General features: G+C 61.2%; 28 protein-coding genes. 16 read left to right on the top strand and 12 right to left on the bottom strand.

Going from position 1 to position 23,968, the window contains the following annotated elements; genetic code table 11:
- Positions 1 to 50 precede the first annotated feature (50 nt).
- On the bottom strand, positions 51 to 2,786 hold the full coding sequence (locus EM858_RS06490) for a heavy metal translocating P-type ATPase (RefSeq protein WP_127756217.1): 2,736 nt from the start codon (positions 2,784 to 2,786) through the stop codon (positions 51 to 53).
- A 167-nt stretch (positions 2,787 to 2,953) separates the two neighbouring features.
- On the opposite strand from EM858_RS06490, the gene EM858_RS06485 reads away from it, so the two are divergent.
- Positions 2,954 to 3,862: a L,D-transpeptidase gene (locus EM858_RS06485; RefSeq protein ID WP_127756216.1), complete on the top strand. Its 909-nt coding sequence runs from the start codon at positions 2,954 to 2,956 to the stop codon at positions 3,860 to 3,862.
- A 155-nt stretch (positions 3,863 to 4,017) separates the two neighbouring features.
- Entirely contained in the window at positions 4,018 to 4,743 is a 726-nt protein-coding gene (locus tag EM858_RS06480; RefSeq protein WP_065654265.1) for a L,D-transpeptidase, read from the top strand.
- 55 nt (positions 4,744 to 4,798) lie between these two features.
- On the opposite strand, the gene EM858_RS06475 is transcribed toward EM858_RS06480, so the two are convergent.
- A complete protein-coding gene (locus EM858_RS06475) occupies positions 4,799 to 5,257 on the bottom strand; it encodes a MarR family transcriptional regulator (protein WP_020009598.1) in 459 nt (152 codons plus the stop codon).
- A 192-nt stretch (positions 5,258 to 5,449) separates the two neighbouring features.
- Here EM858_RS06475 and EM858_RS06470 point away from each other — a divergent pair, with 192 nt between their 5' ends.
- The 3 genes from EM858_RS06470 to EM858_RS06460 all read left to right on the top strand — a co-directional run bounded on the left by EM858_RS06470 (position 5,450) and on the right by EM858_RS06460 (position 7,085).
- Complete coding sequence (locus EM858_RS06470) at positions 5,450 to 5,872, top strand: organic hydroperoxide resistance protein (RefSeq protein WP_003509379.1); 423 nt, start codon at positions 5,450 to 5,452, stop codon at positions 5,870 to 5,872.
- A 108-nt stretch (positions 5,873 to 5,980) separates the two neighbouring features.
- Complete coding sequence (locus EM858_RS06465; protein WP_127756215.1) at positions 5,981 to 6,364, top strand: MbcA/ParS/Xre antitoxin family protein; 384 nt, start codon at positions 5,981 to 5,983, stop codon at positions 6,362 to 6,364.
- Positions 6,324 to 7,085, top strand: a complete 762-nt coding sequence (locus tag EM858_RS06460) for an RES family NAD+ phosphorylase (RefSeq protein WP_059754004.1) — start codon at positions 6,324 to 6,326, stop codon at positions 7,083 to 7,085. The genes EM858_RS06465 and EM858_RS06460 overlap by 41 nt, the downstream gene beginning before the upstream one ends.
- Before the next feature lie 23 nt (positions 7,086 to 7,108).
- Here EM858_RS06460 and EM858_RS06455 read toward each other — a convergent pair whose 3' ends face one another.
- The 4 genes from EM858_RS06455 to EM858_RS06440 all read right to left on the bottom strand — a co-directional run bounded on the left by EM858_RS06455 (position 7,109) and on the right by EM858_RS06440 (position 9,979).
- Positions 7,109 to 8,623, bottom strand: coding sequence for an ABC-F family ATP-binding cassette domain-containing protein (locus EM858_RS06455; RefSeq protein ID WP_127756214.1), 1,515 nt, complete (start codon positions 8,621 to 8,623; stop codon positions 7,109 to 7,111).
- Between the two features lie 158 nt (positions 8,624 to 8,781).
- The gene (locus tag EM858_RS06450) at positions 8,782 to 9,045 is read right to left on the bottom strand and encodes a hypothetical protein (RefSeq protein ID WP_127756213.1); all 264 of its coding nucleotides are present in this window, start codon (positions 9,043 to 9,045) and stop codon (positions 8,782 to 8,784) included.
- Positions 9,008 to 9,430: a YciI family protein gene (locus tag EM858_RS06445; RefSeq protein WP_080827426.1), complete on the bottom strand. Its 423-nt coding sequence runs from the start codon at positions 9,428 to 9,430 to the stop codon at positions 9,008 to 9,010. Before EM858_RS06445 ends, EM858_RS06450 begins: the two co-directional genes overlap by 38 nt.
- Before the next feature lie 102 nt (positions 9,431 to 9,532).
- Positions 9,533 to 9,979 (bottom strand): MarR family transcriptional regulator, encoded by a 447-nt coding sequence (locus tag EM858_RS06440; protein ID WP_003522235.1) that lies wholly within the window; start codon positions 9,977 to 9,979, stop codon positions 9,533 to 9,535.
- Between the two features lie 150 nt (positions 9,980 to 10,129).
- Between EM858_RS06440 and EM858_RS06435 the strand changes: the two genes are divergently transcribed.
- The 3 genes from EM858_RS06435 (at position 10,130) to EM858_RS06425 (ending at position 12,259) form a co-directional block, all read left to right on the top strand.
- Positions 10,130 to 10,858 (top strand): thioredoxin family protein, encoded by a 729-nt coding sequence (locus EM858_RS06435; RefSeq protein ID WP_127756212.1) that lies wholly within the window; start codon positions 10,130 to 10,132, stop codon positions 10,856 to 10,858.
- A gap of 27 nt (positions 10,859 to 10,885) precedes the next feature.
- Positions 10,886 to 11,380, top strand: coding sequence for a DUF1579 domain-containing protein (locus EM858_RS06430; RefSeq protein ID WP_080817446.1), 495 nt, complete (start codon positions 10,886 to 10,888; stop codon positions 11,378 to 11,380).
- 99 nt (positions 11,381 to 11,479) lie between these two features.
- Positions 11,480 to 12,259: a VOC family protein gene (locus EM858_RS06425; RefSeq protein WP_127756211.1), complete on the top strand. Its 780-nt coding sequence runs from the start codon at positions 11,480 to 11,482 to the stop codon at positions 12,257 to 12,259.
- A 41-nt stretch (positions 12,260 to 12,300) separates the two neighbouring features.
- Here EM858_RS06425 and EM858_RS06420 read toward each other — a convergent pair whose 3' ends face one another.
- Entirely contained in the window at positions 12,301 to 13,197 is an 897-nt protein-coding gene (locus EM858_RS06420; protein WP_127756210.1) for a LysR family transcriptional regulator, read from the bottom strand.
- Between the two features lie 121 nt (positions 13,198 to 13,318).
- Between EM858_RS06420 and EM858_RS06415 the strand changes: the two genes are divergently transcribed.
- Entirely contained in the window at positions 13,319 to 14,041 is a 723-nt protein-coding gene (locus tag EM858_RS06415) for an SDR family oxidoreductase (RefSeq protein WP_127756209.1), read from the top strand.
- 12 nt (positions 14,042 to 14,053) lie between these two features.
- Positions 14,054 to 14,404, top strand: a complete 351-nt coding sequence (locus EM858_RS06410; RefSeq protein WP_127756208.1) for an Atu4866 domain-containing protein — start codon at positions 14,054 to 14,056, stop codon at positions 14,402 to 14,404.
- 55 nt (positions 14,405 to 14,459) lie between these two features.
- On the opposite strand, the gene EM858_RS06405 is transcribed toward EM858_RS06410, so the two are convergent.
- Positions 14,460 to 16,031, bottom strand: a complete 1,572-nt coding sequence (locus EM858_RS06405; RefSeq protein WP_127756207.1) for a helicase HerA-like C-terminal domain-containing protein — start codon at positions 16,029 to 16,031, stop codon at positions 14,460 to 14,462.
- Positions 16,032 to 16,345: 314 nt separating this feature from the next.
- On the opposite strand from EM858_RS06405, the gene EM858_RS06395 reads away from it, so the two are divergent.
- Positions 16,346 to 16,738, top strand: a complete 393-nt coding sequence (locus EM858_RS06395) for a DUF937 domain-containing protein (protein ID WP_080817440.1) — start codon at positions 16,346 to 16,348, stop codon at positions 16,736 to 16,738.
- Positions 16,739 to 16,745: 7 nt separating this feature from the next.
- On the opposite strand, the gene EM858_RS06390 is transcribed toward EM858_RS06395, so the two are convergent.
- A complete protein-coding gene (locus EM858_RS06390; protein ID WP_080817439.1) occupies positions 16,746 to 17,177 on the bottom strand; it encodes a helix-turn-helix domain-containing protein in 432 nt (143 codons plus the stop codon).
- A gap of 103 nt (positions 17,178 to 17,280) precedes the next feature.
- On the opposite strand from EM858_RS06390, the gene EM858_RS06385 reads away from it, so the two are divergent.
- The 3 genes from EM858_RS06385 (at position 17,281) to EM858_RS06375 (ending at position 19,795) form a co-directional block, all read left to right on the top strand.
- Positions 17,281 to 18,039 (top strand): SDR family oxidoreductase, encoded by a 759-nt coding sequence (locus EM858_RS06385; protein ID WP_127756206.1) that lies wholly within the window; start codon positions 17,281 to 17,283, stop codon positions 18,037 to 18,039.
- Positions 18,040 to 18,109: 70 nt separating this feature from the next.
- On the top strand, positions 18,110 to 18,916 hold the full coding sequence (locus EM858_RS06380) for an AraC family transcriptional regulator (RefSeq protein ID WP_127756205.1): 807 nt from the start codon (positions 18,110 to 18,112) through the stop codon (positions 18,914 to 18,916).
- 267 nt (positions 18,917 to 19,183) lie between these two features.
- Positions 19,184 to 19,795 carry a LysE family translocator gene (locus EM858_RS06375; protein ID WP_127756204.1) on the top strand — a complete coding sequence of 204 codons (612 nt, stop codon included), beginning with the start codon at positions 19,184 to 19,186 and terminating at the stop codon, positions 19,793 to 19,795.
- A gap of 24 nt (positions 19,796 to 19,819) precedes the next feature.
- Here EM858_RS06375 and EM858_RS06370 read toward each other — a convergent pair whose 3' ends face one another.
- Positions 19,820 to 20,647, bottom strand: coding sequence for an aldo/keto reductase (locus EM858_RS06370; protein ID WP_127756203.1), 828 nt, complete (start codon positions 20,645 to 20,647; stop codon positions 19,820 to 19,822).
- 112 nt (positions 20,648 to 20,759) lie between these two features.
- The gene (locus EM858_RS06365) at positions 20,760 to 21,686 is read right to left on the bottom strand and encodes a bestrophin family protein (protein ID WP_127756202.1); all 927 of its coding nucleotides are present in this window, start codon (positions 21,684 to 21,686) and stop codon (positions 20,760 to 20,762) included.
- Between the two features lie 187 nt (positions 21,687 to 21,873).
- Between EM858_RS06365 and EM858_RS06360 the strand changes: the two genes are divergently transcribed.
- On the top strand, positions 21,874 to 22,581 hold the full coding sequence (locus EM858_RS06360; RefSeq protein WP_127756201.1) for a YafY family protein: 708 nt from the start codon (positions 21,874 to 21,876) through the stop codon (positions 22,579 to 22,581).
- A gap of 48 nt (positions 22,582 to 22,629) precedes the next feature.
- Entirely contained in the window at positions 22,630 to 22,998 is a 369-nt protein-coding gene (locus tag EM858_RS06355; RefSeq protein ID WP_127756200.1) for a VOC family protein, read from the top strand.
- A 2-nt stretch (positions 22,999 to 23,000) separates the two neighbouring features.
- Here EM858_RS06355 and tam read toward each other — a convergent pair whose 3' ends face one another.
- A complete protein-coding gene (gene tam / locus EM858_RS06350) occupies positions 23,001 to 23,771 on the bottom strand; it encodes a trans-aconitate 2-methyltransferase (RefSeq protein ID WP_080852509.1) in 771 nt (256 codons plus the stop codon).
- Positions 23,772 to 23,968 lie beyond the last annotated feature (197 nt).

Raw genomic sequence — 23,968 nt, 5'->3', positions numbered from 1 at the left:
GGCCGGGCCTCGATTGACGAGACCCGGCCGTCTTTCACGCAAATGGAATGTCAGCCCTTGTTGCGGTTGAAATAGCCGAGCAGCCGCATGGCATTGGCGGTCACCAGAACCGTCGCGCCGGTATCGGCAAAAACGGCGAGCCACAGGCCCGAAACGCCGGTCACGGTCGTCACCAGAAACACCGCCTTCAGGCCGAGCGCGATGGTCACGTTCTGGCGGATATTGCTCATGGTGGCGCGCGACAGGCCGATCAGGCGGGCGGCATCGCCGACATTGTTGCGCATCAGCGCCGCATCCGCCGCTTCCATCGCCACGTCTGTTCCGGAACCGATGGCGACGCCGACGCTTGCCGCCGCAAGGGCCGGCGCATCGTTGATGCCGTCGCCCACCATCACCACGGTCTTCTTTTCGGCAAGCTTGCGGATTTCTTCGACCTTGTTCTGCGGCAGCAGTTCGCCGCGCGCCTCAAGGCCCAGCTTGTTGCCGATGGCACGCGCCGTGCGGGCATTGTCGCCCGACAGCATCAGCGAGGAAATGCCCATTTCTTTCAGGGCCTTCACGCCTTCCGCCGCATCCTTGCGCGGCTCATCGCGCATGGCGAAGAGGCCGCTTGCCACCCCGCCGACTATCACGACGGCCACAGTCTTGCCTTCGCTTTCCAGTGCGGAAATGCGATCGGAAAGGTCCTTCGAGAGGGTGCCGACTTCCGTTGCAAAGCGCGGTGCGCCGATGAACAGGTCTTTCCCGCCGACATTGCCCTGCATGCCGCGACCGGAAATCGCCTTGATGTTGGAGCCGGGCAGGGGCTTCACGCCCAGCTTTTCGGCATGATTGACGATGGCGCGGGCGAGCGGATGGCTCGATTCGTGCTCGATCGTTGCGGCTTGCGCAATCAGCTCGGCCTCGTTGCCGTCAAGCGCCACCACGTCGGTCACGACAGGTTCGCCGAGCGTCAGCGTGCCGGTCTTGTCGAAGGCGACGGTTTCGGTGCGCGCCAGCATTTCGATGACCGCGCCGCCCTTCACCAGCATGCCATGGCGTGCCGCTGCCGAAAGGCTGGAGGCGATGGCCGCGGGAACCGAGATGACCAGCGCGCAGGGGCAACCGATCAGCAGCAGGGCGAGACCGCGATAAATCCAGGTATCCCAGTCGCCGAGGCCGACAAGCGGCGGCACGATGATGGTCAGCACCGAGATCGCCACGATCAGCGGCATGTAATAACGCGAGAAGCTCTGGATGAAGCGTTCCGTCGGGGCGCGGGCATCCTGTGCTTCCTCGACGAGCGTGATGATGCGGGCAATGGTGTTGTCTTCCGGCGCGCGGTCGACGCGGATGCGCAGCGAGCCGTCATGGTTGATCGAGCCGGCGAAGACGCGCGCGCCCTTTTCCTTGGCGACGGGAATGCTCTCTCCGGTCATCGGCGATTCATCGACACTGGACTGGCCTTCCATGACAATGCCGTCAGCCGCGATGCGGTCGCCGGGACGCGCCACGACCACCTGACCGATGCGCACCTGATCGGCGGCAACCTGCCGCAGCGCGCCGGTTTCCTCCACCAGCGCCGTTTTCGGCAGCAGCGAGCCGAGCGCCTTGATGCCCGAGCGGGCGCGGGCAGCCGCGAAACCTTCCAGCAATTCGCCGACGGAGAACAGCAGCACGACAATGGCCGCCTCTTCCGCCTCGCCAATGATGATCGCGCCGATGGCGGCAATCGTCATCAGCATTTCGATGGTGAAGATCGCGCCGAAACGGGCGGCGTTGAAGGCGTTCTTCGCGATGGGGAAGAGCGTGACCAGCGTGGCGATGATGAAGGCGTAACCGCCCCATGCCGGGAAGCTCAGTTCCGCCGCATAGGCGATGGCGACCAGAACGGTGCCGGTGAAGGTGTTGCGCGCCTTTGCGGTGCGCCACCACGCGCCTTTTTCATCCGCGCCATGGGCGTGTCCCACTTCCGCGCTTTGGTCTGCAGCCGCCGGAGCGGAACCATGCGAATGGCCCGCATGGTCGTGGCTGGAATGATCGTGACCAGAATGGTCATGCTTGGAGTGGTCATGATCATGCCCGCCGCAGGACGTGTGATCGTGCGCGGAATGGTCATGCCCCGAATGGTCATGATCTGAATGATCGTGGTCGTGGTGATGGCCGCCGCATGACCCGTGGTCATGATCGTGATCTGCGGCCTTTTCTCGCGCGGTCTTTTCCTGCGGCAACAGGGCCGGTTTGAAACCGAGCTTGCGCAGCGTGTCCTCGATTTTTTCGACCGGGGTTTTGCTCTCGGCCAGCGAAAGGTTCAGCCTTTCGCGCGCAACGGAAACCTTGACGTCGGCAACACCCGGCAGGCGGGAAAGCGCGGTCTCGATCTTGGCCGCGCAACTGCCGCAATCCATGCCGCCGACCGAAAAGGTCAGCGCATTGCTGTTGTCGGCGCTCGTTCCGGTATCGGCATGGTGGCCGCCGCAGGACGAATGATCGTGGTGATCATGGTCGTGGCCGTGATGATCCGCCTCGACTTTTGCGCGGGAGACTTTTTCCTGCGGCAGCAAAGCGGGTTTGAATCCGAGCTTACGCAGCGTGTCTTCGATTTTTTCGACCGAGGTTTTGCTTTCGGCGAGCGAAAGGTTCAGCCTTTCGCGCGCAACGGAAACCTTGACGTCGGCAACGCCCGGCAGGCGGGAAAGCGCGGTTTCGATTTTCGCCGCGCAGCTGCCGCAATCCATGCCGCCAACGGAGAAGGTCAGTTGCTCGCCGTCTTTGCCCTTGATGTTTATGCCTGTCGAAATATTCATGGTTTCCGCTCCTGAATTCCAGTCGACAGCCAATCTGGCACCTCTAGCAACTAGAGCTTCAAGAGGAAAAATGCGGTTTTTCGATTTTTTTTGAAAAACCGACGCCAGCTTCGCGCCAGCCGCACGGTTCATCATGCCGGCAGATTGGATTCCATGAAGCGGTTCAGATGATAGCACTCCTTTTGAAAAACGGTCGCCGGGCGGCCTCTCTGGCGGGGCTCGCCCTGCTGCCTCTCATGAGCGGCTGCCTTTTCGTGACGGATACGACCCGGATGGACCCGGATGTCTTCGTCAGGGAAACGGCGCCGGTGTTCAATTTCAATTCCGTCAGCTCCAATCGCCAGCCGGAACTGCCGCCGCAGCCGGGCCAGCTTTCGACGCGCCCGCCGGATCTGTTCAGAACCCGCTTCCATCAGGAATACGGTCCGCCGGTGCGCGGGCAGGGTCTGCAAGCCCCGCAGGTGCAGGGTTCTAACGCGCCGCAGCCGCAGGGTCAGACGATGGCCTATGGCCTGCCGGTCTCCAATCCGCTGCACAGGGTCATGTATGGCCCGATCCGCGATGAGGACCGTTCGTTGCCGGCCATTCCCTATGGTCGCATCGATCCGCGCTATCTTCGGCAGGAAGTGAGCTACCAGACGGCGGAAGCCCCCGGCACCATTATCGTCGATACCAGACAGCATTTTCTCTATCTCGTGCAGTCCGGCGGCAAGGCGATCCGTTACGGCGTTGGCCTTGGGCGCGACGGTTATGCCTGGTCGGGCCGCGGCAAGATCCAGTGGAAGGCGAAATGGCCGCGCTGGACGCCGCCCGATGAAATGGTCAAGCGCCAGCCGGAACTCGCCTCCATCTCCGCCGCCAATGGCGGCATGACGCCCGGTCTCAACAACCCGCTCGGCGCGCGTGCGCTTTATATCTTCAAGGATGGCAAGGACACGCTTTACCGCGTGCATGGCACGCCGGACTGGCAATCCGTCGGCAAGGCGACGTCCTCCGGCTGCGTGCGCATGCTCAATCAGGATGTGATCGATCTCTACGAGCGTGTGCCGCAAGGGGCGCAGATTGTGGTTATCTGAACACGTTCTAAAAGAAAGAGATATTGGACCCATTCCGCCAGCGCCTTGTGACTGGCTTTTAGCGGTCGGTTAACTATTTTCGCAATACGCATGACACGGAACAAATGACGTACAACGGCGATATAGCCGTTCGAAATGTGGGACAAACCGGCCTTATGACAAGCACCGACACAGATCTTTCCAGACGCACCTTCCTTTCCCTTCTCGGCATCTCCTCCGCTTCGCTTCTCGCAGGCTGCGCCTCGTCGGGCACGGGAGACGCCATTCGCCAGCAGGCAAGCGCCATCGGCAGCGATTTCCGGCAGATGTTTTCGCCGGGCGTCAGCGATGCGGAACTGGCCGTCATGTACGGCTCGGTTGAGGATGGCGGTTACGTCATTCCCGCCGTCCCCTATCAGAAAATCGACCGCCGTTATTATCGCCAGCGGGTTGTCGACCCTACCGGCGAACGCCCCGGCACCGTGGTTGTCGATACGCGCTCGCGCTTCCTTTATGTCGTGGAGCAGGGCGGCAGCGCCATGCGTTACGGCGTCGGCATCGGCCGTGAAGGTTTCGCCTGGTCGGGCGAGGGCGTCATCCAGTGGCGTCAGAAGTGGCCAAAATGGACCCCGCCGGACGAAATGGTCGCCCGCCAGCCGGAACTGGTCAAATATTCCTCCAAGAACGGCGGCATGCCGCCGGGCCTGAAGAACCCGCTCGGCGCACGCGCCCTTTATATCTTCCAGAACGGCAAGGACACGCTTTACCGTCTGCACGGCTCGCCGGAATGGAACTCCATCGGCAAGGCCGTCTCTTCCGGCTGTGTGCGCCTTATGAACCAGGACGTCATCGACCTCTACGACCGCGTGCCGCAGAAGGCGCGTGTGGTGGTCTGGCAATAAGCCGAAAACGCTTCGAATAAAAAGGCGGCCCTGTGCCGCCTTTGTCTTTTTGGGGTTACGGACGGCTGAGACTGTCCTTCAGCGCATTCACCCGGTCACGAATCTGCACCAGCTCCTCCAGCCCGCATCCGGTGGCGCTGCCGATCGCAGCCATGATCTTCACGCCCTCTTTTTTGAGGTTTGCGCCCTTCGGCGTCAGGGCCACCAGCACCTGCCGCTCATCCACCGTGCCGCGCTTGCGGGTAATCAGCCCCGCATGTTCGAGCCTCTTCAGCAGCGGCGACAGCGTGCCCGAATCGAGGCCCAGCATTTCGCCGAGCGCCTTGACGGTGGATGTCTCCTTTTCCCACAGCGCCATCATCACCAGATATTGCGGATAGGTGAGCCCAATCGGGTCGAGCAGCGGCTTATAAGCGCGTGTGAAGGCGTGTGCCGCGCCATAAAGGGCAAAACATATCTGCTGGTCCAGCCTCAACAGGCTTTCCATCTTCTTCTCGTCGCCCTCTGCGTCCATTTTCCTGCTCCAAAATCAACCGGGAAGGGAACAATCAGCCCCCGCTTTCGGTTCCTGCCGCATGGATGCGCGGCGAAATTTCGTGAAAATTATCGCAAAAAACAAAATTTCATTCAATGTGCAAAACTATATTGCGCACAATTTAATTGTGCGTTATAAGATGCCCAACACCAACCCGAAGGAGTAAATGTCATGCCCATTCTCTACACGACCAAAGCATCCGCCACCGGTGGCCGCGCCGGCAACGCCAAGTCGGAAGACGGCGTTCTCGATGTGACGCTGACCGTTCCGAAAGAGCTGGGCGGCGATGGCGCCCGTGGCACCAATCCGGAGCAGCTTTTCGCAGCCGGTTATTCCGCCTGCTTCCTGGGCGCGCTGAAATTTGTCGCCGGCAAGGAAAAGGTAAAGATTCCTGAAGACACGACTGTGACGGCAACCGTCGGCATCGGCCCACGCGAAGATGGCGGCGGCTTCGGCATCGAAGTGTCGCTGAAGGCCAATATTCCGGGCGTCGAGCGCGAAGTCGCCGAAAAGCTGGTTGCCGCCGCTCACATCGTCTGCCCGTACAGCCACGCCATGCGCACCTCCACGGAAGTGCCGGTCTCGGTGGCCTGATCCAATTCGCGTGACTAAGCTATCTGAACAATGAGGCCGGGTTTATCCCGGCCTTCTTGTTTTCAGAAAGAAAAATGCTATATTCTTTCCAAGGAAAGGATATGCGTCATGAATATTCACGCCAGGAGCGCCATGGATCCCGCCTCGCAGGGCAGGGTCGTCACCAAGGCCGTTATCGCCGCCGCCGAGCGGCTGGGCCTGAATGCCGCCCGCACGGCCGATATTCTCGGCGTTTCCGCCCCCACCGTGTCGCGCATGAAACGGCTCGATTTCCTGCTGGAGCCGGGCGCCAAATCCTTCGAGCTTGCGGTGCTGCTGATCCGGGTTTTCCGCTCGCTGGACGCGATTGCCGGCGGCGATGAGGCCATGGCGAAAAACTGGCTGCGCAATCACAATGTCGCGCTGAACGCCGTGCCTGCCGACAAACTGACCACCATTACCGGATTGATCGATGTCCTCTCCTATCTGGACGCCCGACGCGCTCCTGTCTGAAAAACGCGCCGTATCGGGAAAATACTGGCGGCTGGTGGAAGCGCAGCATCAGGTCTCCACCATGAAACTGGTGGATACGGTGGAGGAGCAATCGCTGCTGGAAGATATTCTGGAGACGAGCAAGCGGCCGTTTCCGCCGGAATGCGCCGGTTTCGACTATCTTCTCGCCACACCCTTCCGGTATGGGGCCGCCTATCCGCACGGTTCGCGCTTCCGCCGCGCGGGCTATACCGAAGGCGTTTATTACGCCGCCCAGAAGGTGGAGACGGCGCTCGCCGAAATGGCCTTTTACCGGCTGCTGTTTTATGCTGAGTCGCCGGGCACGCCGCTGCCCGCCAATCCCGCCGACTATTCCGCCTTCGCCGCCCGTATCGCCACCGATGCGGCGCTCAACCTGACGAAACCGGAACTGAGCCGGGATGCTCGCCTGTGGACCGATCTGCAGAATTACGAGCCATGCCAGGCGCTGGCCGATCAGGCGCGTCTGGCGAAGATCGAGGCTATCCTCTATCGCTCGGTACGCGACCCCGCCGGTGGCCTCAACATCGCGGTTCTGTCGCCGAAGGCTTTTGCCGCGAAGACACCGGTGGAACGGATGAGCTGGCGTATCCACCTGTCGAAAACGGGGGTGCAGGCGCTCTGCGAATTTCCGATGCGCAGAACGGGTTTTGCGGTTTTGGATTTCGCCGGCGATCCACGCCTCGCCAGCCTTTTGGGCTGACGGGCGTTTGCTTTTCAAAACCATCAGGCCGAGGCGAAAAACCCTTCCGGATCGTCGACTTCCACCAGCCTGCGCTTGTCGATCAGCCAGAAGCGGGTTCCGACAGCCCGCACGAAACTCCTGTCATGCGAGACGAACACGCAGCTGGCTTCGCGGCCGATGATTTCCGTCTCCAGCGCTTCCTGCCCCTCAATATCCAGATGGTTGGTGGGCTCGTCCAGCAGGTAGAAATTCGGCTCCGCCAGCCGCAGCGCCAGCATGGCAAGCCGCGCCTTCTGCCCGCCGGAAAGGGCGGCGATGCGGCGTTTCTGCATTTCCATGTCGATCCCGGCGCCCGCGAGCAGGCCATGGATTCGCTGGTCGCCAATGTCGAAGCGGCGGGACAGCAGTGAAACCGGCGTGCTGTCGTCATCGATCTCGGCGAGCGACTGGTCGACATATCCCGCCACCAGCGAGGGCGTGGCCTTGATGCCGTCCTGTATCTGGCCTGTGCCCGATACGGCCGCCTGCAGAAGCGACATCAGCCGTGTCTTGCCGACGCCGTTGCGGCCGAGAATGACGATGCGGTCGCCCTGACGGACAAATTGCCGGCCGGTGCGAAACAGCACCGTTCCGTCCGGCGTCGAGACGGGCGCATCTTCCAGAGTGACCAGAACTCTGGCATGGGTGCCGCGATTGGCGAGCTGGATTTTGCCGGCGGATCGCTCGATATGGGCCGGCCGCGCCTTCTCCTCGATCTTTTCCGCACGCTCGCGCAATTGCTTGGTCTTGACGGTCAGAAGATCGCTGCCGGAATTGATGCCGATATTGTTGAGCTTCGCGGCCTGCCGGCGCAATTGCTGGGCGGTTTTCATGTCGCGCTGGAAACGCCGCTCATCGGCGGCATCCTCTTCTTCCAGCACCGCCCGTGCGTGGCCATAGGGCAACCGGAACAACGCCGAATTTTCCGGCCGCAGGAACAGCGTGCTCCTGGTGACATTATCGAGAAAGGCGCGGTCATGGCTGACGATGATGACAGCCGTATCGCGCGGCAATTCACCGAGCCAGTTTTCCAGCACATTGATCTTTTCGAGGTCGAGATGGTTGGTCGGCTCGTCGAGCAGCAGCACATCCGGCTCGGTGATCCATGCCCGCGCCAGCATGGCAAGCCTCTGCCAGCCGCCGCTCAGCTCTTTCAGGCGGCGCTCGCGGAATGGCTCCGGCACCAGCATGGCGTCGAAAATAATGTCGGCACGCCAGCTCTCGCTGTCGATCGTGTCCGCCGGCAGGGCGGAAAGCACGGCGTCCCGCATCGTCCGTTCCATCAGCGGGGCGGGTAGATGCTGGTGGACGATGGACTGCGTCAGCCCGCGCAGCCGGGTGATATCGCCGCTGGTGGGCTCCATGTCACCGGAAAGGCAATGGAGCAGGGTGGATTTGCCGCAGCCATTGGCGGCGACGATGCCGATGCGGTCTCCCGCATTCACGGTGAGGCTGAGATTGGAAAAAAGCGGCTTGCCCAGAATGATTCCGAGGTTTCGAAGCGTGATGATGGTCATGAAGTCGTCTCTGGCAAGACGGACCCGTGACGAACCGTGGTCTGCCACAGGCAGTACGGGGTTTCGGTTCGGGGGGATCCGTCGTGAAAACATGCGCAACGGCAGACAAGCTGCATTCTGCGCGGCCTTTTGGGCAAACCAGAGTGTTGGTGTTCCGGTCAGCCCTGCAAACGCGTCTGCAGGGCAAAAAGGTGGCAGAGCTGACGATTGCGCCAGAAGCAGGAAATATCCATGCGAAGCCTCCTTTCTTGAAACGGGTTGAACCGCTTCACCATTAACAGCGGCGGTTGTTCGAGGCAACGGCTTTTGCAATGGCAGGCGGTGGGGGAGAGTGCGGCAAGCCCGCGCCCTCCCGTTTTAATCCGGCCTTCGCTTGAGCGGCCTTCATTGCTTCGCGACACGCGCGCGCAGTTCTTCGACATGCGCGGCGATTTCCGGCGTTACGGCGTCGCCGAAGTCTTCCATTTCGAACATCGGGCGGATTTCGATTTCGCTGCGCTCCAGCATCGGGTTCGGGCAGCGTTTCACCCAGGCCACGGCCTCGTCCATGTCTTTCACAGTCCAGATCCAGAAGCCGGCGACCAACTCGTTGGTGTGCGGGAAGGGGCCGTCGATCACCGTGCGGCTGTCACCGTCGAACACAACCCTCTTGCCCTTGGAGGAGGGGTGCAAGCCGTCGCCGGATTGCATGATGCCGGCATTGACCAGCTCTTCATTGTATTTCCCCATCGCCTCGATCAGCTCGGTCGTGGGCATGACGCCGTCTTCGCTGCTTTTGGTGGCTTTTACAAAAACGATTGCACGCATGATCATTCCTCCTTGATTGCGCTTTCTTCGTAGTTTCGCTCCCCGGCACGACGGCCGGATGACATTGTCGCCGACAAAAGTGGCGCCATGCCGTCAATCCTGTCAGCCGAGGTCGATAAGGTCACGGCGCAGCCGGTCGGGGTCGCCGCTGCCGATGCGGGCTTCGATTTCGGCATGGGTCTGTTCCCAGATGGGGAAGGCGGCGGCGAGCACGGCCATGCCGTCCGCCGTCAGCCGCAGCCGCTTGCCGCGCTTGTCCTTCGGGTCCTGCTCGATGCTGACCAGCCCGCGCCGCTCCAGCGGCTTCAGCGCCGCCGTCAGCGTCGTGCGGTCCATGGCCAGAAGATTGGCGACCGGTCCCATCGGCGGCGGCTCGGGCCGGTTGAGCGACATCAGCAGCGAAAATTGTCCATTGGTGATGCCGACCGGCTTCAGCGCATTGTCGAACAGCCGCGCCAAAGCCCGTGCGGCGCGCTGCGCATGCAGGCACAGACAGGCATCCCGCACGAAAAGAGTTGTCGAAAAAGGAATCACGCTGGCGTTTGACATGGGATAAATATGTTGATATCAACCTAATTAGTCAAGCGGAACTTGATGTCCCGCAGACTGTTTATTGACTTTCAGCACAGAAATAGCCGGTGCCCACCGCTAAAAGCGGGGCGGTGCCGTGGTGAAAGACGGATCCAAGGAGGAAAGATCATGTCTCATCCCGTCGTTTCGAAAGAGGAGTGGCTTGCGGCCCGCCGCGATTTGCTGGTGAAGGAAAAGGAAATGACCCGCGCCCGCGACAGGCTGAACGAGGCCCGGCGTGCGCTGCCCTGGGAAGAGGTGACGAAGGATTATATCTTCGATGCCCCTTCCGGCCCCAAATCGCTGAACGAACTGTTCGGTACCTGCAGCCAGCTCATCGTCTATCACTTCATGCTGGCGCCGGACTGGGAGGAGGGCTGCGTCGGTTGCTCATTCTTTGCCGATCATGTCGATGGCGCGCTGATCCACCTCAAGCATGGCGATGCGGGTTTCGTTGCGGTGTCGCGCGCGCCGCTTGAGAAGATCGAAAGCTACAGGAACCGCATGGGCTGGAAATTCCCGTGGGTTTCGGCCGAAAGCAGCGATTTCAACTACGATTATCAGGCCTCATTCCGCGACGAGGACATGGCCAAAGGTGAAATCACCTATAATTACCGTGACATGGCGCCCTATGGCGACCTGAAGGACCTGCACGGCATCAGCGTTTTCGCCAAGGGCGATGACGGCAAGATTTACCACACCTATTCCACTTACGCCCGCGGCGCGGAACAGACGCTCGGCACGCTGATGCTGCTCGATCTGGTGCCAAAAGGCCGTAACGAGGAGGAGGTAATGGATTGGGTGCGCCGCCACGACCAGTATGAGGACGCGCCGAAGGCGGCAGCCTGCTGCCACTGAAAACTGACGGATGAGGAGGAAACAACAATGGAAATGGAAATCGCCAAGCCGCAGAAGGAACATGAGTTCCTGAAAAGGATCGTCGGAGACTGGGTCATGACCTCCAGTTCCGGCCATGAGGACTACAATGCCGACGACCCGTCGCAGCAATTCACCGAGACCGTCCGCTCCGTCGGCGGCTTGTGGATCATCGGCAACGGCACCGGCAAGATGCCTGACGGCACGGATATGACAGCCGTGATCACGGTCGGTTTCGATCCGGCCAAGGGCAATTTCGTCGGCACCTGGGTGGGGTCGATGATGACCAATCTCTGGGTCTACAAGGGCTGGCTGGAGGAGGACGGCAAGACCCTGACGCTGGAAGCGGAAGGCCCCGCCTTCGACGGTTCCGGCGGCACCGCTACCTATCACGACGTGCTGGTGCTGCATGACGACAATCACCGCAGCTTTTCCGGCAGCGTCAGGCAGCCGGACGGCACATTCAAGACCTTCATGACATCGGAATTCCGCCGGAAGGCCTGAGGCCCTGCGAAAGTTTCACCCGAAAACCGCTGGCGCCGCCGCATCCTGCGGCGGGCGCTGGCCGAAACACACCCGCCAAACCCTCCATAGGAGACGACAATGTCCGATACACATGGAAAATTCATCTGGGTCGAGCTGATGACGCCCGACATGGAAGCGGCAGCCCGCTTTTATGGTCATGTCGTCGGCTGGCAGACCAAGGATTTCGGCTCGCCGGAAATGCCCTATCTGGTGCTGGAGGCCGATGGCAAGGGCATGGGCGGCGTCATGGAGCTGACCGACGAGCACAAGGGCCAGGGCATTCCCCCGAACTGGACCGCCTATGTCGATGTCGACGATGTGGACGCCACGGCGAAACAATTCGCTGAAAAGGGCGGTGCGGTCAGACGTCCGCCGCAGGATATTCCCGAAATCGGCCGCTTCGCCGTGGTCGCCGATCCTTTCGGTGCGGTGCTCTGCATCATGACGCCGCAGCCGATGGAAACAGGCGGCTTCCCGGAGGATATGCAGGAAAAGCAGGGCCATGTCGGCTGGCACGAACTCTTCACCGATAATGTCGACGAGGCCATGGCCTTTTACGGCGATGTTTTCGGCTGGACCAAGGACCATGATTTCGACATGGGCGACATGGGCCCGTACCGCATCTTCGCCTACAGGGGCAAGGCCGTCGGCGGCATGATGAAACGCATGCCGCAGGTCCCCGTCTGTCACTGGGGTTATTACTTCAATGTGGACGGTATCGATGACGCCATCACCCGCGTCAGCACCGGTGGCGGCAAGGTCGTCAACGGTCCGATGGAGGTTCCCGGCGGAAGCTGGATCGTCAATTGCGTCGATCCGCAGGGCGCTTATTTCTCGCTGGTTTCGCAGAGGAAATAGCCCTGTTTTCTAACGGTCTGCCGGGGTTCGCTCCGGCAGATTTACCGCTGTCTCGACAGGCGGACGTGATCGATGAAGGCGCGCAGCTTCGGCGCAAGATTGCGACGGTTGGGATAATAGAGATAAAATCCCGCGAAGGTCGGGGAGTGGTCTTCCAGCATCGAAACGAGCTGCCCGCTCTCCAGATAGGGGCGGAACGTTTCTTCCATGCCGAATGTGATGCCCGCACCGGCGCAGGCCAGCTTGATCATCAGCTGCATGTCGTTGGTGGTGAAGGCCGGCTCCACCGCCACCGCGAATTCGCGGCCGTTTTCCGCAAATTCCCACCTGTATGGCGCCACACCCGGACGGGGTCGCCAGCCGATACACCTGTGCCCCATCAATTCGCGGGGCTGCGCCGGCAGGCCGAAGCGGTCCCGATAGTGTGGCGAGCAGACGGCGAGCTGCCGCTGCGGCGCGGAAACCGGAACCGCAATCATGTCCTGCGCGATCAGCTCTCCAAGACGCACGCCGGCATCGTAGTGCTCGGCGACGATATCGAATTCCTCGTCCGTCACGACGATATCGAGCTGCACTTGGGGATGTATTTCCGCAAAGCGCGCAAGCAATGGCCCGGATAAAAAGCGCTCGGCTATCGAGGAAACAGCAAGCCGCAACTGCCCGCGCACGGCGCCGCTCAGGGACGATGCGGCATTGGCAGCCGCAACGAGATTGCCGATGGATGGCGACACATCCGCATAAAGCTGCTGTCCCGCTTCCGTGAGGCTGACGCTGCGCGTCGTGCGCTGCACCAGCGCTATTCCCATCGTTTCTTCAAGCTTGCGGATGGTCTGGCTGACGGCGGAGCGGGTTACGCCGAGCCTGTCTGCAACGGCCCGGAAATTGCGTTCCTCGGCAACCATGCAGAATGTCGAAAGCGCGTTGAGATCGATGTTCATTGGTTAGAAATTCTACCCATTGAGGTTATGATTGAGGCAGTTATCACGACAATGCCCAAGCTTTATCTTCTCCGCAATGGCCGCTTCCAGAAAAGCCGGCCGTAACACCAAGGAGAAAGCCATGACATTGAACAAAGTCGTTCTCATCACAGGTGCATCGAGCGGGATCGGTGAGGGTATCGCAAGGGAACTGGCCGCCGCCGGGGCGAAGCTGGTGCTGGGTGCGCGCCGCATGGACCGCTTGCAGGCGCTTGCCGAAGAATTGCGCGGGAAGGGCGCCGAGGTCGTCATCCAGCCGCTGAACGTGACGGACAGACAAAGCGTCGAGGCTTTTGCGGAGGCAGGGCGCAAGGCTTTCGGGCAGGTCGACGTCATCGTCAACAATGCCGGCATCATGCCGCTGTCGCTGATGTCGTCCCTGAAGGTCGACGAATGGGATCGCATGATCGACGTCAACATCAAGGGTGTGCTTTATGGTGTCGCCGCCGTTCTGCCCGAGATGACGGCCCGTTCTTCCGGCCATATCATCAACATCGCCTCCATCGGTGCGCTCGCCGTTTCGCCTACGGCTGCCGTTTATTGCGCGACGAAATTTGCGGTGCGGGCGATTTCGGACGGGCTGCGGCAGGAAAACCGCGACCTGCGGGTCACCTGCATTCACCCCGGCGTGGTGGAAAGCGAACTTGCCCACACCATCACCGATCCCGCCGCCGCGGAACTGATGCAGACCTATCGGGCCATCGCCCTGAAGCCCGACGCCATCGGCCGCGCGGTGCGTTACGCCATCGAGCAGCCCGACAATGTGGACGTCAATGAAATCGTCGTCCGTCCGACCGCGGCTTAAGGAGGATTGGCAATGAACATTGTTTCGACATCCGTTGCGCTTCTGCTTGCAACGGCTTCCGCCGATACGGGTTCCCGCAAAGCGAGCAACGCCATGGACGTGAATATGACCGAAACGGTTCAAACCCGGAACCACCCCTATATCGGCATGTGGGTCACAGGCGATGGCCACATTCGCCAGGAACTTCTGCCGAATGGCCGGTATGACGAGGCGCGGGGCAACCGCAAAAGCGCCTATCAGGGACGGTATGAGGTGAGGGGAAACCATATCGACTATTGGGACGACACCGGCTTCACCGCCGACGGCGAATTCGTCGACGATGTGCTTTATCACGGCGGCATGATCTTCTATCGCCAGAAGTAACCTTGACGCCAATCAAGCGCCGCCCGCCCCATCGAGGGTGGGCGGCGTATCTGTTTTATCGCTTCAAACTACCGAGAATCCCGCGCACGATGGCGCGGCCGACCGAGGTGGCAACCGAGCGGGCAGCACTTTTCATCGCCGCCTCGATTACCGTTTCGCGCTGGTATCCGGTCTTGCGTGCGCCGCCATTGCGCGAGCCGGTGGAGGCCGGTGCGGGTTCTTCATCGCCGAAGCCGGGCAGGCGCCAGCGGCCGGAAGCGCTCTCGGACTGGCTGGCGGCGTTTTCTTCTTCCGCACGTCTGGCGGCTTCTGCATCGGCAGCCTTCTGGGCGCGGGCTGCGAGGATTTCGAAGGCCGATTCCCGGTCCATATCCTGGTCATATTGCCCGGCGACGGGGCTCACATCGATCAGGGACTTGCGCTCCGCATCGGTGAGCGGCCCGACACGGCCGGATGGCGGACGTACCAGCGTGCGCTCGACGATGGAAGGTGCGCCCTTGTCGTGCAGGGTGGAAATCAGCGCCTCACCGGTGCCGAGCGTGGTGATGGTGTCGGCGGTGTTGAAGGCAGGGTTCTGGCGGAAGGTGTCGGCCGCGGTGCGCACCGCCTTCTGCTCACGCGGCGTATAGGCGCGAAGCGCGTGCTGCACGCGGTTGCCGAGCTGGGCGAGAACGGTTTCCGGCACGTCGAGCGGGTTCTGCGTCACGAAATAAACGCCCACGCCCTTGGAGCGGATGAGCCGCACGACCTGTTCCACGCGCTCCACCAGCACCCGCGGCGCGTCGTTGAAGAGCAGATGTGCCTCGTCGAAGAAGAACACCAGACGCGGCTTTTCCGGATCGCCCACTTCCGGCAGCTCTTCGAACAGTTCCGAAAGCATCCAGAGCAGGAAGGTGGCGTAAAGGCGCGGGTTCATCATCAGCCGGTCGGCGGCGAGAACCGAAATCGTGCCAACCCCATCCGTGCCCACACGCATGATGTCGGCGATTTTCAGCGCCGGTTCGCCGAAGAAATTCGCCGCACCCTGCTGTTCCAGAACCAGCAGCCCGCGCTGCAGCGAACCGACCGAAGCCTTGGAAATCAGGCCGAACTGGTTGGAAAGCTCGGTTGCGTTTTCGCCCATATAGTTCAGGAGCGATTGCAGGTCTTTCAGATCGAGCAGCGGCAGCCCGCCCTGATCGGCGATCTTGAAGGCGATGTTGAGCACGCCTTCCTGCGCTTCCGAGGCATCCATCAGCCGGGCAAGCAGCAGCGGCCCCATCTCGGCGATGGTGGCGCGCACACGATGGCCTTTTTCACCGTAGAGATCCCAGAAGATCACCGGCGATTTGCCATAGGCAAAATCGGTGAAGCCGATCTGTTCGGCGCGTTTCTGCACCCAGTCCTTGGCTTCGCCCTGTGCCGCGATGCCGGAAAGATCGCCCTTGATATCGGCGCAGAAAACCGGCACGCCGGCCTTGGAAAAACCTTCGGCCAGCACCTGCAACGTCACGGTCTTGCCCGTTCCCGTCGCGCCGGTGATGAGGCCGTGGCGGTTGCCGAATTTCAGTTCCAGATATTCGCCCTTGTTCAGGCTGTCGTCCGGATTGCGGCTGGTGCCGATATAGAGCTGTCCGTCCTGCAACATCGACCATTTTCTCCTGCGGCTGGTGCATGACCCTTAAAATCGCGGTGGATTTTGCAAAAGTCATGTCCGAATTTAAAGCGTCACTACCATGTTGTGGCCGCTTCTGACGATAGCGGCCTTTTCATAGTTTGGTTGTGATGATCTTATAAGGACAGTTTCAAGGCGCAACAACTGCTTGATGGCGATGAAGAAAAACCGCTTGATGAAAGTTGCCGCACCTGACCGTCGCCGCTTGAACGCGGCATGATATTGTTTTACGTTGACGTTAACGTCAGTTATTCGATGTTGGCGTCGTTTTTCAACAGGAGGCAAGAATGAACGAAGTCGTGAGCCAGATCGCCGAGAAGGCGGGAATCAGCCCGGATCTGGCCGAAAAGGCCATTGGCATGATTCTCGGTTTTCTCCAGCGTGAGGCGGAAGACGGCCCGATCGCCCGCATGATCGAAGCCATTCCCGGCGCCAGCGAACTGGTGGCGCAGTATAATGGCGAAGGTGCCGGCGGCGGCGGTCTGCTTGGCGGCCTGATGAGCGCGATCGGCGGCGGCGGCATCATGGGGCTGGGCCAGCAGCTGATGAGCCAGGGCCTTGGCATGAGCGAGATTTCCACGCTCGCCAAGGAAACCATCTCCGTTGCCCGCCAGCATGCGGGCGATGAGGTTGTCGATCAGGTGATCGCCTCGGTTCCGGGCCTCAGCCAGTTCGCCTGAGGCGAAATTACTCCATAGCGGGGCGCGGCGGCTGTTCATTGAACAGACGCCGCGCCTCTTCTATTTCGGCATGGTGCGTTTCCGCCCATATCCACACGCCGCAAAAGGCGCTGCCCAGCGTGCGGCCGAGGTTCGTCAGGCCGTAATCCACATGCGGCGGGATGACGGGATGCACGGTGCGGCGCACCAGCCCGTCGCTTTCCATCTGCCGCAGCGTTTTCGTCAGCATCTTCTGGCTGATATTGCCGACCAGCCTGCCGATCTGGGTGAAGCGCAGCGTGCCATGCTCTTCCAGCACTTCCAGAATGAGCATCGTCCATTTGTCGGCCACCTTGGCAATGATGTCCTGAACCAGCGCCTCTATTGCCGGATCGGTATCCGTGGGAGGCGGAACCTTGCGCCGGCTCTCGAGAGCCGGGTCGGCGGCGTGCCGTTTCATCTTACACTCTCCTTTGGGTAAGTATAAATCTTTTGGGTGCCTACTTTCGATTGGAGAGTATCATAGCTAACTTCCTTTCAGCCAACAAGCAAAGGATGTTCCAATGAAAATCGCTGATAACACCATTCTCATCACCGGCGGCAGTTCCGGCATCGGCCGGGCGCTGGCGGAGGCGTTTCACAAGGCCGGCAACCGGGTGATCATTTCCGGCCGCCGCAAGGCCGTGCTCGACGAGGTGACGGCCGCCAATCCCGGCATGGCCTCGATGGTGATGGACGCGACGGACGCCGCAGGCATCCGCGCGTTTGCCGAAGCTCTGGTGAAGGCCCATCCGACCCTCAACGCCGTCATCAACAATGCCGGCATCATGCGGCCGGAAGACATCGCCGCAGCACCGGATTATCTCGACACGGCGGAAGAAACCATCGCCACCAATCTTCTCGCACCCATTCGCCTGACGGCGGCGCTTCTGCCGCATTTCCTGAAACAGCCTGCCGCCACGGTTCTGACGATTTCCTCCGGCCTCGCCTTCGTGCCCATGGTGCTGACCCCCACCTACAGCGCCACCAAATCGGCCATCCATGCCTATTCGGTCGCGCTGCGCGAGCAGCTAAAAGAGACGCCGGTGGAGGTCATCGAAATCGTGCCGCCCTATGTGCAGACGACGTTGATGGGCGAGGGGCAGGCGAGCGACGAAAGAGCCATGCCGCTCGACGCCTTCATTTCCGAGGTGATGGATATTCTTGAAAATCGCCCGGATGAAAAGGAAGTGGTGGTGGAACGCTGCAAGCCGCTGCGTTTTGCCGCGCAGAACGGCAATTTCGATCAGATCTTCGCGATGATCAACCATATGCATCCGTAAACGGCCGCGTCTGTCACATGGGGCCATCTTGTGATAGCGTCGCGCTCTAATCTGCGGAGCGCGCGCTTTCATGGCCCAAGGCCGGTTCCTGATGCCGAAAACCATTCTGCCCGGCGTCGTCGCCGTGGCGGCGGATAGCGACCGTTCCTTTCCGCGCCACATGCACGATCAGTTCGGCATCGGTCTCATCGAACGCGGCGCGCAGAAATCGCTCTCCGGCCGTGGCATGGTGGAAGCGGGCGCCGGTCATCTCATCACCGTCAATCCGGGCGAGGTGCATGACGGTATTCCCCTCGGCGAGGGCGGCCGCGCCTGGAGGATGCTCTATCTCGACATCGATATCGTCCGCGACGCCGTTGCCGATATCGGCGAGACGGATCGCGGCGCGTTCGAATTCGCCTATCCCGTCGATATCAGGCCCCTGGCAAAGAGATTCAACGCTGTCTTTGCAGCCATGACGGCAAGGGAACGGCCGGGCGAAACCCTTCGTGGCGACGAGACCCTGCTGACGCTTCTGGCGGGGGCGATGGAGACAGCGGCGAAGCCGGGCGAAATCGCCGCACCCGAGAATATAAAGCGGGCGAAAAGCCGCATCGACGACGAGCCCTCCCGGCCATTCCGCCTTGCCGATCTCGCCGCAGAGGCCGGCATGAGCCAGTTCCGCTTCCTGCGCGCTTTCACCAGGGCGACCGGGCTCACGCCGCACAGCTATCTTCTCCAGCGGCGCGTCCATGTGGCACGACATGCGCTGGCAAGAGGCACGCGGCCCGCCGAAGTGGCCTTTGCCGCCGGTTTTGCCGACCAGAGCCATCTGAACCGGTTCTTCGTGCGGCAATTCGGGGTTACGCCGGCGGTTTACCGGGCGGCGCTTTCGTAGTGCTTTCTCCGCCCTCATTCCTGTGCTTGTCACAGGAATCCAGCCAGCCCAAGTCCTTGGGCTGAAAAGACTCCTCCCGCCGCGCAGACGCGCGTCGACTGGATTCCTGTGACAAGCACAGGAATGAGGACGGAGTGGGCTGGCCGATACCGTAACCTGCCACTTCGGTGCGCGCCGACGAGCGTCTGTGCTGCAATTTCATCCAAGACACCCACCCCACGCACCCTCATGCTCCTGTCCTCCACCCCAAGAGGACACACCCGCATCATGACACCCGAATTCCTCATCACATCCTTCATCGTCGCCGCTTCTCCCGGAACCGGCGTGGTCTACACGCTCGCCGCCGGTCTTTCTCAGGGGGCAAGGGCGAGCGTCGTTGCGGCCTTCGGCTGCACGCTTGGCATCGTGCCGCATCTGCTCGCCGCCATCACCGGCCTTGCCGCCATCCTGCATGCCAGCGCGCTCGCCTTCGGCATCGTCAAATATCTGGGGGTCGCCTATCTTCTCTACATGGCGTGGAACATGCTGCGGGAGGACGGTGCGCTGAAGATCGACGATACCAGAGAACCCCGGAAGGCCGCCCGCATCATCGGAGAGGCGATCCTCATCAATCTGCTGAACCCGAAACTGTCGATCTTCTTTTTCGCCTTCCTGCCGCAGTTCATCGCGCCGGATGAGGCTTTGCCGACATGGCGCATGGTCGATCTCGGGCTGATCTTCATGGCCATGACGTTTCTGGTGTTTGCGCTTTATGGCTGTTTCGCCGCCTCGGTCCGGCGTCAGGTGGTGTCGCGCCCGGCGGTCCTCGCCTGGCTGCGGCGCAGCTTCGCCGCCGCTTTCGTGGCGCTGAGTGCGAAGCTGGCCCTGACCGAGAGATAAACGGGACCGGAGGGCCCCGTCGCCTCAGTCGTCCCAATCGGGCGCGAGGTGGCCGGGATTGACGATGCGGCCATTCGGCTTTGCAAGCGCGTGGATCGCCCGCATTTCCTCTTCCGTCAGCGCAAAATCAAAAATATCGAAATTCTCTTTCAGGCGGCTTTCCGTCGCCGTCTTGGAAAGCGCTACGATATCCGGCTGCTGCACCGCCCAGCGCAGGGTCACCTGCGCGGCGGTCTTTCCGTGTTTTGCGCCGATATCCTTCAGCACGGGATCGTTCGGCACCTTGCCATCGGCCATCAGATAATAGGCCGTCACTGACATCCCGTGCTTGCGCGCCGCCGAAATCACCTTCGTCTGGTCTAGATAGGGGTGATATTCGATCTGATTGGTGGCAAGCGGTGTGTCGGAAAGCTTCACCGCCTCTTCGGTCAGCGCCACGTTGAAGTTGGAAATACCGATATTGCGCGCCTTTCCGGCCTTGCGCACCGCGTTCAACGCGCCCATGCGTTCGGCAAGCGGCACATCGCTCTTCGGCCAGTGCAGCAGCAGCAGATCGACATAGTCGGTCTTCAGCTTCGTAAGGCTTTCGTCGACGGAAGCGAGAAAATCGTCGTGGCGGAAGCGGTCCACCCAGACCTTGGTGGTGAGAAATATATCATGGCGGGAAATACCTGACTGAGCGATGACCTCACCGACTGCGCCTTCGTTCTTGTATATCTGGGCGGTATCGACATGGCGGAAACCGAGTTTCAGCGCCTCCGGCAGAATGCGCCTGATATCGTCTTCCGGAATGCGGAAGGTGCCGAAACCGAGGGCGGGAATATTCGCGCCATTCGCGCTGACGTCATACATGGGATGTCTCTCCTGTTTGCTGAAAACATGGCCGGCACGGGATGCCGGGCGGGGGAAGCCGTCTTTCATTAACTGGTGTCCGCGCGATCGGTTTCAACCCGGCGGGACGATATCACATCAGCACGTAATCCACCGGGCGCGGATCGGCCGGCAGATCGGTCTCGCCCATCGCCTCGCGCAGATTGATCTCGATTGTGGTGGCGAGCGAATTGATCGGCAGCGCATTGAGGCCGGTGCCGAAGGGGTCCTCCAGCTCGTCGGACAGCGCATCGAGACCGAAGAACGTATAGGCGATGAGCGTGCTGGTAAACGGCGTGGCCCAGCCGAGCAGATCGGTGAAACCGAACGGCAGCAGCAGGCAGAACAGATGCGCGGTGCGGTGAAGCAGCAGCGAGTAACCGAAGGGAACCGGCGTCTGGCGGATGCGCTCGCACGAAGCCTGCGCCGCCCCCATCTGCTGCACGGTGGCATCCAGCATCTGTAGCTGGATATCGCTGATCTGCCCCTTGCCATGGGCGGAGACGACGGCGTCGGATATTTCGCGCAGCAGCATGTCCGGCCGGTTGCGGCTGCGGTCGTAAATATCCCTGAGATCATCCGGAACGAGGCTGGCCGCAGTGGCGGTCGCATCCCCGGGGCGCAGATGCGAGACCAGCGCGTGGCAGAAGGCGATGGCAAGATCGGTGATCTGCCGGCGGGTGACGGGATCGGCGACATCCTGCCGGCTATCGAGCATGAGGCTCTGGCGTGAAAGCGCGCGGGCGACGGTAATCAGCCCACCCCATTGCTTGCGGGCTTCCCACCAGCGGTCGTAACAGGCATTGGCGCGAAAACCGAGAAACACCGAAAGCGCGATGCCGAGCAGCGAAAAGGGCGCGCCGTTCAGCGCCTGCACCAGATCCGGCCTGTCCTTGTGCGCCCAGACAACCAGCGTCGACAGCAGGAAAACCGCAAGCACCTGCGGAAAGATGCGGACGATGATGGAGCCGCGCACGATGAGGAAAAGCTGCAGCAGGTTCGGTTTTGGACGAACGATCATGGCGGAAACTCGAAATGCCTGTGGCGGATGGGAGGGGCGTGAAAGAGCCTCACCCTATCTACATGCTGGCGAGGCGGCCTTGTCCACCCTTTTTTGCATGGTTGCACCCGACGGCTGGCGGCGCTACGCGTCTATCGCCGGGATCGTCAACCGTACGATCCGACTATGCGGTGGAAGGAAATATCGCGTGTCACGCTCACAACGGCTTCTCGATCTGTTGCAGATCCTGCGCTCCCACCGCATGCCGGTCAGCGGCGCGGCCCTTGCCGCGCAAACCGGCGTCAGCCTGCGCACGCTTTACCGCGATATAGCGACGCTTCAGGCGCAGGGCGCGGATATCGAAGGGGAAGCGGGCGTGGGTTATGTGCTGCGCCCCGGTTTCCTGTTGCCGCCGCTGATGTTTTCGCAGCAGGAAATCGAGGCGCTGGTGCTCGGCTCGCGCTGGGTGGCGGGCCGCGCCGATGCGGGATTGGCGGAGGCCGCCCGCGCCGCGCTCGTCAAGATCGGCGCCGTGCTTCCCGATGCCCTGCGTGAGGAACTCGATCATTCCACCCTGCTTGTCGGGCCGGGGCAGGGCCTTGCCGCCATCCATGTCGATCTGGCGGCCATTCGCGATACGATCCGCAAGGAAAGCAGGGTCGTCATCACCTATCGCGATGAAAAGGGAGACGTGACGGAACGGGTGATCTGGCCCTTCGCGCTCGCCTTTTTCGATCTGGTGCGGGTGGTGCTTGGCTGGTGCGAGACACGGCAGGACTACCGCAGTTTCCGGGCCGACCGCATCGAAGATTTCTGCCCTCTCGACAGCCGTTATCCGCGCCGCCGCCAGGCGCTGCTGAAAGAATGGCGCGAACGGGAAAAACAGCGGCGGCGGCATCATGCTGACAAAAACTGACAACAGCGGGGTCTAGAAACCGTTCATCCGCAACACAGGAGAACAGCCATGACCCACCCCGATTTCACCATCCTTTACGTCGACAACCCGCCGGCCAGCACCGAATTTTACAAGGCGCTGCTGGGCGCGGAGCCGGTCGAAGCCTCGCCGACATTCTCGCTCTTCGTGCTTCAGAACGGCATGAAGCTCGGCCTCTGGTCGCGACATACCGTGGAGCCGAAAGCATCCGTTACAGGCGGCGGCGGCGAGCTTGCCTTCCGGGTTGAAAACGATGCGCGGGTGGACGAGATTTTTGCGGATTGGAAGGCGAAGGGTATCGACATGCTGCAGCAGCCGGCAGGCATGGAATTCGGCTACACCTTTACCGCCGCCGACCCCGACAAGCACCGCCTCAGGGTCTATGCTTTCGCGGGCTGAAGCTACTTCTTCACCGCCACCACAAAAAGGCGGGGAAAGCGCAGAAGCAGGCGGCCGTCCGCCATCGGCGGGTAGGCCGCCTTGATGCGCCGCGTATAGTCGGCGAGGAAGGCTTCGCGGTTTTCCTCGCCGGCGGCGGTGAGATAGGGGCGCAGCCCCGTGCCCTTGACCCATTCGACGATGCTTTCCGCATCCTTCATCGGATGATTATAGATGGTGTGCCACACATCCACCCGCGCGGATTTCGGCGTCAGCGCATCGAAATAGTCGGATGGCGCGGGCAGAGGTTTGCGGCGCAGCCTGCCATCTGCAAACGTGTCCTTCCAGGAACCGTTCGCTCCGGTCTCTTCCATGGCGCGATGCGTCGGCTCCTGCAGATTGTCGGGCATCTGCACGGCCAGAACGCCGCCGCTTTCCAGCTGGTCCATCAGTTGCGAAAGAACGGTGAGATGATCCGGCACCCATTGGAACACGGCATTGGCATAAAGCAGGTCTGCCTTCTGCGCCGGCTTCCACTGGGAAAGATCGGCCTTGCCGAAGCGCGTGGTCGGCAGCCGGTCCGCCGCCTTTTCCAGCATGTCGTCATCGCTGTCGATGCCGGTAATGACATTGACGCCGTAACGGTCGGTCAGAAGCTCGGTGGAATTGCCGGGGCCGCAGCCGAGGTCATAGCCATTCAGCACCCGCTCCAGCGGCACCTGCGCCAGAAGATCACGCGCGGGACGCGTCCGCTCGTCTTCGAATTTCAGATATTGGTGGGCGGACCATGCCATGATTTTCCTCCTGCAAAATGCCGTCAGATCGCCAGCATCGCATGGGGCAAATCGCGCCGCTATCGCCCGATGCATGAATTATTGTGATGAATCTATTCATCAACCTTTTGTTTCGCCTCATAAAACATGCTTGCGGGGCCGTTGCTTTGTTATTTTCCATCAAATTCAGAAATCGCTGCAATTAAAACTTGACCTCG

The organism is Agrobacterium sp. CNPSo 2736 (assembly GCF_004005385.1).
Taxonomy (GTDB): domain Bacteria; phylum Pseudomonadota; class Alphaproteobacteria; order Rhizobiales; family Rhizobiaceae; genus Agrobacterium; species Agrobacterium leguminum.
Note: the sequence above shows the minus strand (reverse complement) of the source record. Positions and strands in the feature narration are given on the sequence as shown.

Coding starts and splice junctions, on each gene's coding strand:
- EM858_RS06465 (WP_127756215.1), top strand. CDS start 5,981: ATGAATATTCACGCCAGGAGCGCCATGGATCCCGCCTCGCAGGGCAGG.
- EM858_RS06425 (WP_127756211.1), top strand. CDS start 11,480: ATGTCCGATACACATGGAAAATTCATCTGGGTCGAGCTGATGACGCCC.
- EM858_RS06475 (WP_020009598.1), bottom strand. CDS start 5,257: ATGGACGCAGAGGGCGACGAGAAGAAGATGGAAAGCCTGTTGAGGCTG.
- EM858_RS06370 (WP_127756203.1), bottom strand. CDS start 20,647: ATGTATGACGTCAGCGCGAATGGCGCGAATATTCCCGCCCTCGGTTTC.
- EM858_RS06440 (WP_003522235.1), bottom strand. CDS start 9,979: ATGTCAAACGCCAGCGTGATTCCTTTTTCGACAACTCTTTTCGTGCGG.
- EM858_RS06455 (WP_127756214.1), bottom strand. CDS start 8,623: ATGACCATCATCACGCTTCGAAACCTCGGAATCATTCTGGGCAAGCCG.
- EM858_RS06395 (WP_080817440.1), top strand. CDS start 16,346: ATGAACGAAGTCGTGAGCCAGATCGCCGAGAAGGCGGGAATCAGCCCG.
- EM858_RS06420 (WP_127756210.1), bottom strand. CDS start 13,197: ATGAACATCGATCTCAACGCGCTTTCGACATTCTGCATGGTTGCCGAG.
- EM858_RS06390 (WP_080817439.1), bottom strand. CDS start 17,177: ATGAAACGGCACGCCGCCGACCCGGCTCTCGAGAGCCGGCGCAAGGTT.
- EM858_RS06405 (WP_127756207.1), bottom strand. CDS start 16,031: ATGTTGCAGGACGGACAGCTCTATATCGGCACCAGCCGCAATCCGGAC.
- EM858_RS06435 (WP_127756212.1), top strand. CDS start 10,130: ATGTCTCATCCCGTCGTTTCGAAAGAGGAGTGGCTTGCGGCCCGCCGC.
- EM858_RS06355 (WP_127756200.1), top strand. CDS start 22,630: ATGACCCACCCCGATTTCACCATCCTTTACGTCGACAACCCGCCGGCC.
- EM858_RS06410 (WP_127756208.1), top strand. CDS start 14,054: ATGAACATTGTTTCGACATCCGTTGCGCTTCTGCTTGCAACGGCTTCC.
- EM858_RS06490 (WP_127756217.1), bottom strand. CDS start 2,786: ATGAATATTTCGACAGGCATAAACATCAAGGGCAAAGACGGCGAGCAA.
- EM858_RS06380 (WP_127756205.1), top strand. CDS start 18,110: ATGGCCCAAGGCCGGTTCCTGATGCCGAAAACCATTCTGCCCGGCGTC.
- tam (WP_080852509.1), bottom strand. CDS start 23,771: ATGGCATGGTCCGCCCACCAATATCTGAAATTCGAAGACGAGCGGACG.
- EM858_RS06460 (WP_059754004.1), top strand. CDS start 6,324: ATGTCCTCTCCTATCTGGACGCCCGACGCGCTCCTGTCTGAAAAACGC.
- EM858_RS06415 (WP_127756209.1), top strand. CDS start 13,319: ATGACATTGAACAAAGTCGTTCTCATCACAGGTGCATCGAGCGGGATC.
- EM858_RS06430 (WP_080817446.1), top strand. CDS start 10,886: ATGGAAATGGAAATCGCCAAGCCGCAGAAGGAACATGAGTTCCTGAAA.
- EM858_RS06450 (WP_127756213.1), bottom strand. CDS start 9,045: ATGTCGAAGAACTGCGCGCGCGTGTCGCGAAGCAATGAAGGCCGCTCA.
- EM858_RS06445 (WP_080827426.1), bottom strand. CDS start 9,430: ATGCGTGCAATCGTTTTTGTAAAAGCCACCAAAAGCAGCGAAGACGGC.
- EM858_RS06470 (WP_003509379.1), top strand. CDS start 5,450: ATGCCCATTCTCTACACGACCAAAGCATCCGCCACCGGTGGCCGCGCC.
- EM858_RS06365 (WP_127756202.1), bottom strand. CDS start 21,686: ATGATCGTTCGTCCAAAACCGAACCTGCTGCAGCTTTTCCTCATCGTG.
- EM858_RS06375 (WP_127756204.1), top strand. CDS start 19,184: ATGACACCCGAATTCCTCATCACATCCTTCATCGTCGCCGCTTCTCCC.
- EM858_RS06485 (WP_127756216.1), top strand. CDS start 2,954: ATGATAGCACTCCTTTTGAAAAACGGTCGCCGGGCGGCCTCTCTGGCG.
- EM858_RS06385 (WP_127756206.1), top strand. CDS start 17,281: ATGAAAATCGCTGATAACACCATTCTCATCACCGGCGGCAGTTCCGGC.
- EM858_RS06480 (WP_065654265.1), top strand. CDS start 4,018: ATGACAAGCACCGACACAGATCTTTCCAGACGCACCTTCCTTTCCCTT.